At 60.6% G+C, this 11,188-nt stretch carries 11 protein-coding genes; 6 read left to right on the top strand and 5 right to left on the bottom strand.

What is annotated here, in order from left to right; genetic code table 11:
• The first annotated feature begins 139 nt into the window (after positions 1 to 139).
• Positions 140 to 1,111, top strand: a complete 972-nt coding sequence (gene cysB / locus KZO83_RS09950) for an HTH-type transcriptional regulator CysB (RefSeq protein WP_178999988.1) — start codon at positions 140 to 142, stop codon at positions 1,109 to 1,111.
• A gap of 98 nt (positions 1,112 to 1,209) precedes the next feature.
• Here the strand turns inward: cysB and KZO83_RS09955 are convergent, their stop codons facing one another.
• From KZO83_RS09955 to pabB, 4 genes are all read right to left on the bottom strand, one after another.
• On the bottom strand, positions 1,210 to 1,830 hold the full coding sequence (locus KZO83_RS09955) for a phosphoadenosine phosphosulfate reductase domain-containing protein (RefSeq protein WP_247620659.1): 621 nt from the start codon (positions 1,828 to 1,830) through the stop codon (positions 1,210 to 1,212).
• Positions 1,831 to 1,996: 166 nt separating this feature from the next.
• On the bottom strand, positions 1,997 to 2,779 hold the full coding sequence (locus KZO83_RS09960) for an ABC transporter ATP-binding protein (RefSeq protein WP_178999989.1): 783 nt from the start codon (positions 2,777 to 2,779) through the stop codon (positions 1,997 to 1,999).
• Positions 2,776 to 3,834: a FecCD family ABC transporter permease gene (locus KZO83_RS09965; RefSeq protein WP_247620660.1), complete on the bottom strand. Its 1,059-nt coding sequence runs from the start codon at positions 3,832 to 3,834 to the stop codon at positions 2,776 to 2,778. The genes KZO83_RS09960 and KZO83_RS09965 overlap by 4 nt, the downstream gene beginning before the upstream one ends.
• A 16-nt stretch (positions 3,835 to 3,850) precedes the next feature.
• Positions 3,851 to 5,224 carry an aminodeoxychorismate synthase component I gene (gene pabB, locus KZO83_RS09970; protein WP_247620661.1) on the bottom strand — a complete coding sequence of 458 codons (1,374 nt, stop codon included), beginning with the start codon at positions 5,222 to 5,224 and terminating at the stop codon, positions 3,851 to 3,853.
• A gap of 127 nt (positions 5,225 to 5,351) precedes the next feature.
• Here pabB and KZO83_RS09975 point away from each other — a divergent pair, with 127 nt between their 5' ends.
• From KZO83_RS09975 to prpD, 5 genes are all read left to right on the top strand, one after another.
• Complete coding sequence (locus KZO83_RS09975; RefSeq protein WP_247620662.1) at positions 5,352 to 6,212, top strand: alpha/beta fold hydrolase; 861 nt, start codon at positions 5,352 to 5,354, stop codon at positions 6,210 to 6,212.
• Between the two features lie 146 nt (positions 6,213 to 6,358).
• Entirely contained in the window at positions 6,359 to 7,135 is a 777-nt protein-coding gene (locus KZO83_RS09980) for a GntR family transcriptional regulator (RefSeq protein WP_178999993.1), read from the top strand.
• On the top strand, positions 7,132 to 8,013 hold the full coding sequence (gene prpB, locus KZO83_RS09985) for a methylisocitrate lyase (protein ID WP_247620663.1): 882 nt from the start codon (positions 7,132 to 7,134) through the stop codon (positions 8,011 to 8,013). The genes KZO83_RS09980 and prpB overlap by 4 nt, the downstream gene beginning before the upstream one ends.
• A 68-nt stretch (positions 8,014 to 8,081) precedes the next feature.
• Positions 8,082 to 9,209 (top strand): bifunctional 2-methylcitrate synthase/citrate synthase, encoded by a 1,128-nt coding sequence (gene prpC / locus KZO83_RS09990; protein WP_247620664.1) that lies wholly within the window; start codon positions 8,082 to 8,084, stop codon positions 9,207 to 9,209.
• Positions 9,210 to 9,249: 40 nt separating this feature from the next.
• Positions 9,250 to 10,734: a 2-methylcitrate dehydratase gene (prpD, locus tag KZO83_RS09995; protein WP_247620665.1), complete on the top strand. Its 1,485-nt coding sequence runs from the start codon at positions 9,250 to 9,252 to the stop codon at positions 10,732 to 10,734.
• A 217-nt stretch (positions 10,735 to 10,951) separates the two neighbouring features.
• Here the strand turns inward: prpD and KZO83_RS10000 are convergent.
• Positions 10,952 to 11,188: hypothetical protein (locus KZO83_RS10000; protein WP_247620666.1), on the bottom strand; the 237-nt coding region annotated here is incomplete at its 5' end.

Below are 11,188 nucleotides of genomic sequence, written 5' to 3' on the forward strand. Positions count from 1 at the left end.
TTGGCGCTTTTCCACGCACCATCACAGCGCAGTATTGCCAGGATGCCGACGCTCTTCTACTCTCGCACCATATGCTTTAAAGTAATCACAAATTTAAATTTTATGCCATAAAAGATTGCCAGGTCGGGAGGCATCGCTCATGAAACTCCAGCAACTGCGCTATATCTGGGAAGTTGCCCGGCACAACCTCAATGTCTCCGCCACCGCGCAGAGTTTGTTTACTTCTCAGCCGGGCATTTCCAAACAGATACGCTTACTGGAGGATGAGCTGGGGGTGGAAATCTTCGCGCGTAGCGGCAAGCATCTGACCCGTGTGACACCGGCCGGCGAGGCGATCATCGAGCTGGCCGGCAAGGTGCTGCGCACCGTCGACAATATCAAGCATGTCTCGCAAGAGCACAGCGACGAGCGGCGCGGGAGCCTATCGATCGCCACGACCCATACCCAAGCGCGTTATGCCCTGCCACCGGTCATCCACGAGTTTCGCCAGAAATACCCCGACGTCGCGTTGCACATGCAGCAGGGCACGCCCAAGCAGATCGCGCAGATGGTCAGCGAAGGCCAGGCCGACTTTGCGATCTGCACCGAGTCGCTAGAGCTTTTTACCGACTTGGTGCTGTTGCCATGCTATCGCTGGAACCGCTGTGTGCTGGTCCCACAAGATCATCCTTTGGCGTCGGTGGAAACACTGACGCTCGAAGCCCTGGCCGAGTATCCGCTGGTGACCTACCTGTTCGGCTTCACCGGCCGTTCGCAGCTCGACGATGCCTTCAAGGCACATGATCTGACGCCCAACGTGGTACTCACCGCCGCCGACGCCGATGTCATCAAGACCTACGTTCGCCTGGGGCTCGGCGTGGGTATCGTCGCACATATGGCAGTCGACCCTGTCGTCGATCGCGACCTGGTGGCGCTCGATGCCAGTCACCTTTTCGAGAGCTCGACGACCAAGATAGGCATTCGTCGTGGCACCTTCATGCGCGGCTTCATGTTCGACTTCGTCAATCGCTTCGCGCCCCACCTCGATCGAGACAGTATCGAAGCCGCGCTGGCGGCGGGACCACGTCATGAACAGGTTCTGTTCGAAGGAATCGAGTTGCCGGTACGCTGAGAACGGTCTGGCAATGTGAGAATGCCGATGCCCCGTGGAGGCGGCATCGGCATGGCGTAGTCGTACCATCGGTTCGGTGGATGGTTGAGGCCTGGCACCTAGTGCTGAAGGTGCAGTCCGCACTCGCGCTTGTCTTCCACCTTGGTCGGGTCGAAGTAATCGAAGTTGTTGGGCAGGTCATGTTTCTGTAGATACTGATACATGTCCTTGGCGCTCCAATGCAGCACGGGCGCGACCTTGATCAAGCCATCCTGATTGACCGATACCGGCTGCATCTGGGCACGCTCGGCGGTGTCCTCGGCGCGCAGCGCGGTGAGCCAGACATGCGGCGCGGCCTCGCGCAGTGCCCGCTGGAATGGCTCTAGCTTGACTTCCTCAGTGAACGCCGCGTGGCGCGGATCGTCGATGGTCGGAAACTCACCCTCGACGGCATCGCGATGCGCGCGTGAGCGTCGCGGATGATAGATCGTCAAGTTGAGGTCCAACTGACGGCTGATCTCTTCCGCGAAGCGGTAAGTGGCCTCGGTGTTGTAGCCGGAGTCCATCCAGACCACGGGAATGTTCGGCTGCACCTGCGTGATCATATGCAGGATCACTGCCTCGAAAGGCCGAAAGTTGGTAGTGCAGATCGCCTTGCCATCGAGCGAGAGTGCCCAGCGCACCAGGGCCTCCGGGTCGTGGCCAAGATCGCGATTGATGGCATCGATATCGAACGACATGATGAGCTCCTGTGGAAGGTGGCGTGAAGTCTGTCGACTTCTACGAATGGCCATACCCTAGCAAACCGCTGAAACGATCCCCCAATATCGATTGGTTCGAAGCTTATATGCCTTTAACGAAGGGGGTGATCGTCTTGTTAGAACCTATCTGCATGAGCGTCGGCGCTTATCGTCCCAGGGAGTGAATCGCTGTGAGGGGCGTGATACGCGGCGGTTCGTCGTTCGGCCATTCGATGTGTGCCTCGATGGCGTAGACATCGCGCAGACGCGCATGGGTCAGTACGCCGCTGGGCGTGCCGCTGGCAGCGACGTGGCCTGCCTTGAGCATCCATACATGCTGGGCGAAGCGTGCCGCCAGGCTCAGGTCATGAATGGCGATGACGACGATAATGTGGCGCTGCGCAGCGAGGCGGGCTAGCCAGTCGAGCACCTGCAATTGATGATGAAGATCTAGCGCGCTGGTCGGTTCGTCGAGCAGTAGCAGCGACGGCTCGCGCGTCACGGCCTGGGCAATGGCAACGCGTTGTCGCTGCCCGCCCGAGAGCTGGTTTAGTTCGCGCTCGGCCAGGGGTTCCAACTCTAGGGCTTGAAGCGTCGCCTGCACCTTACGTAGCGCGCGCTCATGCGGTTCATGAATACAAGTACGACGCGCCAGCAAGACGGCCTCGAACACACTGAGTACGGCACGAGAGCTGAGCGCTTGCGGCAAGTAATAAAGAGCTCGGGCACGGCGTTCGAGCGATAGCGTTATCAATTCCTGACCATTCAATCTGAGCGAGCCGTTGGCACGCTCGAGGCCGGCGATGGCCTTGAGTAGTGTCGATTTTCCCGCGCCGTTAGGGCCAACCAGCGCGGTGATCTCGCCGGGACGTGCCTCGAGACCGGTGATGCCCTTGAGGATGGCCGTGCCCCCCAATCGGCACTCGAGACGTTCGAGCGTGAGTGTCATCCCCATATCTCCTTGCGGCTGCGCAGAATCAGCGAGACGAAAAACGGCAACCCGATGAGTGCGGTGAGCAGGCCGATCGGTAGCAGAATGCCGGGCACCAAGGTTTTCGAGAGGATCGAGGTGGCGGACATGATCAGCGCCCCACTGAGGGCGGACATGGGCAGAAAGACACGCTGGTCCTCGCCGACCAGCAAGCGCGCGATATGCGGGCCTACCAGACCGACGAAACCGATCGTTCCCACGAAGGCCACGGCGGTGGCGGCCAGCAGCGAGCAGCACAGCAGGATACGCAGTCGCAAGCGCGCGACATTGATGCCCATGGCCTGGGCGTGAAGATCGCCCAGCCGCAGAGCGGTGAGTCGCCAACCGGCATGGAGAAATACTGGCAGCGTCACGCAAAGCGCCAGTGTCGCCAAGCCTACCTTACCCCAGCTGGCCTTACCGAGACTGCCCAGTGACCAGAACACCAGTTGCTGCAAGGCCTCGGCGGAGGCGACGTACTGCATCAAACCGAGCATGGCGTTGAAGAAGAACATGATGGCGATGCCCATCAGCACCAAGGTCTGCACGCTGACGCCGCGCAGGCGACTCACTCCCCAGATGACCAGCGATGCAGCCAGGGCCAGTAGGAAGGCGTTGCCGGTGACCAGTAATGTATCGGCGAAGGGAACGATGCCGACGCCGAGGGTGATGGCGAGCGCTGCGCCGACACTCGCCGCCGAGGAAATGCCCAGCGTGAATGGATCGGCGAGGGGATTGTTGAGGATGGTCTGCATCTCGGCGCCGGCGAGTGCCAGGCTCACCCCGACGACGATGGCCATGAAAGCCACCGGCAGACGAATGTCCCACACGATGACGCGCAGCGCATCCGAAGCGCTACTTGGTGCGACGAGTGTCATGAGCACATCGCGTAATGGGTAGTGACCCGGGCCGGTGGCGATGTCGACGATGACCATGGCGAGTGTCAGCAAGGCCATACCGACGATGAGACGACGCTGGCGACGCCGCCGCGTGCGATACCGGGAGACACTGTCGGTAGGGGAGGAATCGGGCATTGCGGTTGTCATTCGCTCAGGATACGCGATTCGTTGCGCTCATGGGTCCATCAGCGCCGAGCGCTTCCATAAGGCGCGAGATCTTGGCGAGTGTTTCCTGGTATTCAGCCTCCTCGTCGGAGTCGGCGACCAGGCCACCGCCGCCCCATAGGTGGAGTTGGCCGGCATCCGCCACGGCGGTGCGGATGGCGATGGAGGTATCCATTCGCCCGCGCGTATCGACGTACCCGATGCTCCCGCAATACACGCTGCGGCGACTGGGTTCGAGGTTGTCGATGAGCTGCATGGCGCGGACCTTGGGCGCGCCGGTGATCGAGCCACCGGGGAACGCCGCTCCCAGCAGATCCAGCGCATGCCGTGTCGCGTCGAGTTCGCCGGTGACCACGCTGACCAGGTGATGGACATTGGCATAACTCTCCAGGCCGCATAACTGTGGGACGCGTACGCTCCCTGGCTGACAGACGCGCCCCAGGTCATTGCGCAGCAAGTCGACGATCATGACGTTTTCTGCGGTGTCCTTGAGGCTGTCACGCAGCTCGCGGGCGTAGCGCCGATCCTCTATGGCGGTGTTGCCGCGCGGCCGGGTGCCCTTGATGGGGCGCGTTTCCACGCGTCCCTCGACGACTTCGAGAAAGCGCTCCGGCGACAGCGATAAAATGCCCTTGTCGTCCCAGGCGAGATAGGCGCCATAAGGCGTCGGTGTTGCTTGGCGCAGCCGCCGATAGGCGTGCCATAAATCGCCTTGGTAGTGGGTACTGAAACGCTGGGCCAGATTGATTTGGTAACAGTCGCCGCTGCGGATGTAATGCTGCACGGCACGAAAGCGCTCGCCGTAGTCGGCGCGGTCGAGTTCACCTCGAAAGGGGGCAAGCAGCTTAAACGGCGGGGCTGGCGATGGCGCTGCTTGTAGCCATTCCAACACCTGGGCGCGGCGCGCCGGCGTGGCCACGAGCCAGGCTTGGCGGGCGTGATGATCGTGGATGAGGGCCCAGTCATAGAGTCCGACCCGGCTGTGGGGCAGCGTGACTGCCTCGCAAGCATGGCCTGAAAACGCCTCCAGATGGCGTCCGAAATCGTAGCTCCAGTAGCCGATCAAACCGCCCAGAAATGGCAGTTCACTCGTCACGTCGGTGGCGGGAAGACGCTCGAGCAAGGCACGCTGAGCGGCGAGCGGATCGTCGGGAAGATTCGCGACGTTACTGGCGACCTGGCCGTCTCGGTTCACTTCCAGCCATGCGATAGGGTCGCTAGCGAGAATGTCGTAACGCCCGCCGGGGGCCGCCGGGAAACCGCTATCCAGCAGTACGGCGTCGGGGCGACGGCGCAGGCGCTCGAAGCGTGCCAGCGGATCGCCATGATAGGGCAGGGGCGTCAATTCGAGTGTCGGCATCGGTGCAGCTTCCTGTCGCGGGCGACTCATTTTAGGGAAGCTGGCCGGGTTTGTCCGCCCATGAGCGTGTGCGGATAATGACGGCCATTCAACGCCCCAGAGGCGCGACACATAGAGGATGATGAATATGACAACGTCGCTGGACGAGGGCGAGTTGCGGCAAGGCACGCTGGCGCGCCCGGATCAGCAGTGCCATTGGCGCCGTCTCGAGCGTCGCGAGGGCGCGGGCAATATGGTCATGCTGCACGGTGCCGGGGTAGCGGCCGAGCTAACCTGGGGACCGATGGTGACGTATCTCGATGCCTGGCGAACGTTCCTGATGCCCGACTTGCGGGGCATGGGAGAGACGCGTGCGGTCGATGGCCGTGAGCGGCCTTTCTCGCTGGATGAAGTCGTCGACGATGTCGAAGCCGTGCTCGATGCCCAGAATATCGAGCAATGCGATGTCATGGGCTATTCGTTTGGCGGGTTAGTGGCGATGCGTCTCAAGCAGCGCTTGGGTACCCGCATCGGACGTATGATGCTGCTCGAGCCGGCACTTCTGGAGCGCGAAGACCGCGCGACCATGGTGCGAGTGCGCGAGGGCTATGCCGAGGCGGCACGTGCCATTCGCGAGGCATCGACGCCGGAAGCGGGTATCGTCGCCTTTCTGGATTTGATCGCGCCACATCGCTCGCGCAATCCACGGGCCGAGCGCATGATGATACGGCGCCTCGCGCAACGTCCCTTGGGATTCGCCAATGCGCTGGATTGCGTGACCGATGCCGTCCGGCATCTCGACCGCGACGTCTTGCTCGAGGCGCAACATGATGTGACGAGTGTCGTGGGAGGCAAAAGCCTCGCGGCCATGCAAGACTATCACTCAACCTTGGCGCAGCGACGGCCCGACTGGCGCTACATCGAACTGCCGGGGACTGACCATTCTTTACCGTTTCAAAAACCCCGGCGGCTCGCCGGCCTGTTGCAAGAAGCCCCTTCACTTAATTGAGGATGAAGATGGCTTATTGTCGACAACTCGGTCACCGCTGAGTGCTGGCCATGCGGCGAAAGGTGTAGGAGTGCCGGGCTTCAGGCAGTTGACCCTTTTGGAGTAGATTACTAAAGTAATGCTTATTCTTTATTGTCGACAATTACATGACGCTTCCTACTTTACCTCATAACGCCGATTCTCATGATGCTTGGCAATCGGCGACGGGCCATGACGACGCTCCCGAAGTACGCACACTCGCCGAGCGCGTCTTTCATCAGCTGCAAAGCGCCATCGTGCGGGGTGAGCTGGCACCCGGAGCCAAGATCACCGAGCCGGGCCTGGCCAAAGCCTACGGTATTTCTCGCGGCCCGTTGCGCGAGGCGATGCGTCGCCTGGAAGCCCACCGCTTGATCGAGCGTATCCCGCATGTCGGTGCACGCGTAGTCAAACTCTCCATGCGTGAACTGCTGGAATTATTCGATCTGCGCGAAGCCCTGGAGAGCATGGCGGCGCGCTTGGCGGCGCGACACATGACGGCGCCTGAAATCGCCGGGCTGCGCGATGTGCTGGCGGTCCACGAGCGTCAGGAGGACCTACAGCGCGACGAGGCCTATTTCCAGCGCGAGGGTGATCTGGATTTCCATTACTGCATCGTACAAGGCAGTCACAATCGCATGCTGATGACCATGCTGTGTGACGACCTGTATTACCTTGTGCGCCTTTACCGTACGCAATTCAGTGCCAGCGGCGCGCGCCCGCAGCGGGCCTTCGTCGAGCACCACCGTATCGTCGATGCCATCGAGGCGGGCGACGAGGAACTGGCCGAACTCTTGATGCGTCGCCACGTCAGTGCGTCTCGCGAGAATGTCGCCAAGCACTATGCCGAGACACTCGATGAGCAGTCGCCGCACACCCGTTTCGAGGAGAATACGACGTCATGAGCCATCCTACTCCCGGTGCACGTTTCCGTGCGGCACTCGACGCGCATCGTCCCTTACCGATCGTCGGCACCATTAACGCGTATACGGCCCTCATGGCCGAAAAGGTCGGGCATCCGGCGATTTACCTCTCCGGGGGCGGCGTGGCCAATGCGTCCTTCGGCCTGCCCGATCTGGGCATGACCACGATGAACGATGTCGCCGAGGACGCCCGGCGTATTACGGCGGCCTCAGAAACGCCACTGCTGGTCGATATCGATACGGGGTGGGGCGGGGCGTTCAATATCGCACGCACCATCAAGGAAATGCAGCGCGCTGACGTGGCCGCGGTGCACCTGGAAGACCAGGTCGCGCAGAAGCGCTGTGGACACCGGCCCAACAAGGCCATCGTGTCGCAGCAAGAGATGATAGATCGCATCAAGGCGGCAGCCGATGCGCGTCTGGATGACGATTTTTATTTGATTGCGCGTACCGATGCCTTCCAGAAGGAAGGGCTGGAAGCGGCCATCGAGCGCGCCAATGCCTGTCTCGAGGCCGGTGCCGATGCCATCTTCGCTGAGGCCGTGCATAGCCTCGAGGACTATCTCGCATTCTGCACGGGCGCCAATGCGCCGATCCTGGCCAATATCACTGAGTTTGGCGCCACGCCTTTGTTCACTCAGCAGGAACTGCATGACGTGGGCTGCCGTATGGTGCTGTACCCGCTGTCGGCCTTCCGTGCCATGAATGCCGCGGCACTCGAGGTGTATCGCAGCATTCACGACAACGGGCATCAGCACGATGTCCTCGACAAGATGCAGACGCGCGACGAGCTTTACGAGTTTCTCGATTATCACGCCTTCGAGCGTAAGCTGGATGCCCTATTCGATGAGGACAAGTGAACAAGCGGCTTGGCTGCGCTATCAGCGTAAGGCGGCAATGATAACGATCTGGCACAAGGAGGTTCGCCATGACGGATAAAACGCCCACCAGTACCGGCTTGCGCGGCATGAGCGCTGGCAGCACTGCGTTATGTACCGTTGGCCAGTCCGGCTCCGGGTTGACGTATCGTGGCTATGACATTCACGACCTCGCCGAGCACGCGCGCTTCGAGGAAGTCGCCTATTTGTTGTTCAAGGGCAAGTTACCTAACCAGAAGGAACTGGACGCCTACGTGGCCCGACTCAAGTCGCTGCGCGGCCTTCCCGCATCGCTGAAGGCGGTGCTCGAACAGATTCCCGCCGATGCCCATCCAATGGATGTAATGCGCACCGGTGCGTCGATGCTGGGCAATCTCGAGACGGAGGAGGGCTTCGCCGAGCAGCAGGATAAAAGCGACCGGATGCTGGCGGCGTTCCCCTCGATCATTAACTACTGGTATCGCTTCAGCCATGACGGCGTGCGCATCGATACCGAAACCGACGATGACTCGGTGGGTGGCCATTTCCTGCATTTGCTGCATGGTAAGCCGGCCTCTGAATTGCATGCGCGGGTGATGAACGTTTCGTTGATCCTGTACGCCGAGCATGAGTTCAATGCCTCGACGTTTACCGCTCGCGTATGTGCCTCGACGCTTTCGGACATTCATTCCTGCGTGACTGGTGCCATCGGCTCGCTACGCGGTCCGCTGCATGGCGGCGCCAACGAAGCGGCGATGGCCATGATCGAGGACTGGCAAACGCCTGAAGAGGCCGAGCGCGAGCTGCTGGGCATGCTCGAGCGCAAGGAAAAGGTCATGGGCTTCGGGCACGCGATCTATCGCGAATCCGATCCGCGTAACGCCATCATCAAGCAGTGGTCGAAACGTCTTGCCGACGATGTGGGCGACACGCGGCTCTACCCTGTCTCCGAGCGTGTCGAGGCAGTGATGTGGCGTGAGAAGAAGCTGTTCTGCAATGCAGACTTCTTCCACGCCAGTGCCTACCACCTCATGGGCATTCCCACCAAGCTGTTCACGCCGATCTTCGTGTGTTCACGGCTGACTGGCTGGTGCGCCCATGTGTTCGAGCAGCGCGAGAACAACCGCATCATCCGACCCAGTGCGGATTATGTAGGGCCCGAAAAGCAGGGATGGTTGCCGATCGAAAAGCGTCAATAATACTGGCTTCGAGCTTCGAGCCTGACTTCAAGGAATCAACATGAGTGCCAACGTCGAACAGAACCAGCGTCCCGACTACGATCCCGAGCTGCAGGCGATCGCCGATTACGTGCTGGAATATCGTGTCACCGGTCAGGAGGCACTGGAAACCGCGCGCTACTGCTTGATGGATACACTGGGATGCGGCTTGTTGGCACTGCGCTTTCCCGAGTGCACCAAGCATCTAGGGCCGTTGGTCGAGGGGACCGTTGTGCCCCACGGTGCGCGGGTGCCGGGCACCCAGCTGCGTCTTGACCCGGTCAAGGCGGCCTGGGATATCGGCGCCATCATTCGCTGGCTGGATTACAACGATACCTGGCTGGCGGCGGAGTGGGGGCATCCCTCGGACAATCTGGGGGGAATCCTGGCGATTGCCGATCATCTGTCGCAAAAGCGCGTGGCCGAAGGTGAGGCGCCGCTGACCGTGCGTGATGTACTCGAGGCGATGGTCATGGCCCATGAGATTCAGGGCGTGCTGGCGCTCGAGAACTCGTTCAATCGGGTAGGGCTCGATCACGTTGCCCTGGTCAAGGTAGCCTCGACTGCGGTGGTCGCCAAGTTGATGGGGGCGGATCGCGAACAGCTGCTTGCCGCGTTGTCGCATGCCTTCGTCGACGGCCAGAGCCTGCGCACTTATCGGCATGCACCTAACGCCGGGTCACGTAAGTCTTGGGCGGCGGGCGATGCAACTTCGCGTGGCGTGCGACTGGCGGATATCGCCATGCGTGGCGAAATGGGCATTCCTGGTGTGCTGAGCGCACCGCAATGGGGCTTCTATGATGTGCTGTTCACGAAGACCAACAAGGACCAGCAGCTCAAACCGGAAGATGATCGCCACTTCCGTATCAGTCAGGAGTACGGCTCCTATGTCATGGAAAACGTGCTGTTCAAGATCAGTTTTCCGGCTGAGTTCCATGCCCAAACCGCCTGCGAAGCAGCCGTAACGCTGCATCCACAGGTCAAGGGCCGCCTGGACGACATCGACAGGATCGTGATCACCACTCATGAGTCGGCGATTCGCATCATCTCCAAACAAGGGCGTCTGGCCAATCCCGCTGACCGCGATCATTGCCTTCAGTACATGACGGCCGTTCCCTTGATCTTCGGTCAACTGGTCGCCGAGCATTACGAAGATGCCTTTCATGAGTCACACCCGATCATCGATCAATTGCGTGACAAAATGGAAGTGGTAGAGGACGCGCGCTATACCCGCGAGTATCTCGAGGCCGACAAGCGCTCCATCGCTAATGCGATTCAGGTGTTCTTCAAAGATGGCAGCAAGACCGAGCAAGTGGCTGTCGAATATCCCATCGGCCACCGTCGGCGCCGGGAGGAAGGTATGCCCCTTCTGGAAGAGAAGTTTAGCGCTAACCTTGCGACTCGCTTCCCGGCACGACACTGCGATGAGATTCTGGCGCTGTGCGCTGATCAGGCGCGCTTGGAAAGCACCCCTGTACACCGTTTCGTCGACCGTTTCGTAATCTGAGCAAAAACCCCTTGCGTTCGCGCCGTCAGGTCCGTAAAGTACGCATCCGCTGCCGGCGACGGACTTCGTGGCCAGCGGTGGAAGGGTGGCGCAAGTAGCTGACGTGCTTGAGAAATTCAAACCTTCGGGTGGCTTTCTCGCTTGACAGTGACGCCGGAATCGGTAAAATGCGCCGCACCTCGAAAGGCCCCTGATAACGCCGCGCTTCAAGGCGATGTCAGCGATTGTCACCCCGGCTAACGCCTTGACAATCACGGCACTTTCGGTAGAATACGCCTTCCTTGCGAGGCGCCCATTGGGCACACGCAAGCCGCTCCGCTCTTGTCATATCGAGCCCGGAGCCGCTCTTTAACAATCGATCAGGTAATTCATGTGGGCGTTTGCTCAGGTAGGGGTGCCAGTCACGACCTACCAAGGCAAACGACTCGTCAAGGATCTTCGGATCTTTTTGAGA

Source organism: Chromohalobacter moromii (assembly GCF_023091865.1).
Lineage (GTDB): Bacteria > Pseudomonadota > Gammaproteobacteria > Pseudomonadales > Halomonadaceae > Chromohalobacter > Chromohalobacter moromii.

Bases quoted from the DNA above. Each gene is read 5' to 3' on its own strand.
- KZO83_RS09965 (WP_247620660.1), bottom strand. From the start codon at position 3,834: ATGCCCGATTCCTCCCCTACCGACAGTGTCTCCCGGTATCGCACGCGG.
- KZO83_RS09960 (WP_178999989.1), bottom strand. From the start codon at position 2,779: ATGACACTCACGCTCGAACGTCTCGAGTGCCGATTGGGGGGCACGGCC.
- KZO83_RS09955 (WP_247620659.1), bottom strand. From the start codon at position 1,830: ATGTCGTTCGATATCGATGCCATCAATCGCGATCTTGGCCACGACCCG.
- pabB (WP_247620661.1), bottom strand. From the start codon at position 5,224: ATGCCGACACTCGAATTGACGCCCCTGCCCTATCATGGCGATCCGCTG.
- KZO83_RS09975 (WP_247620662.1), top strand. From the start codon at position 5,352: ATGACAACGTCGCTGGACGAGGGCGAGTTGCGGCAAGGCACGCTGGCG.
- prpC (WP_247620664.1), top strand. From the start codon at position 8,082: ATGACGGATAAAACGCCCACCAGTACCGGCTTGCGCGGCATGAGCGCT.
- cysB (WP_178999988.1), top strand. From the start codon at position 140: ATGAAACTCCAGCAACTGCGCTATATCTGGGAAGTTGCCCGGCACAAC.
- prpB (WP_247620663.1), top strand. From the start codon at position 7,132: ATGAGCCATCCTACTCCCGGTGCACGTTTCCGTGCGGCACTCGACGCG.
- prpD (WP_247620665.1), top strand. From the start codon at position 9,250: ATGAGTGCCAACGTCGAACAGAACCAGCGTCCCGACTACGATCCCGAG.
- KZO83_RS09980 (WP_178999993.1), top strand. From the start codon at position 6,359: ATGACGCTTCCTACTTTACCTCATAACGCCGATTCTCATGATGCTTGG.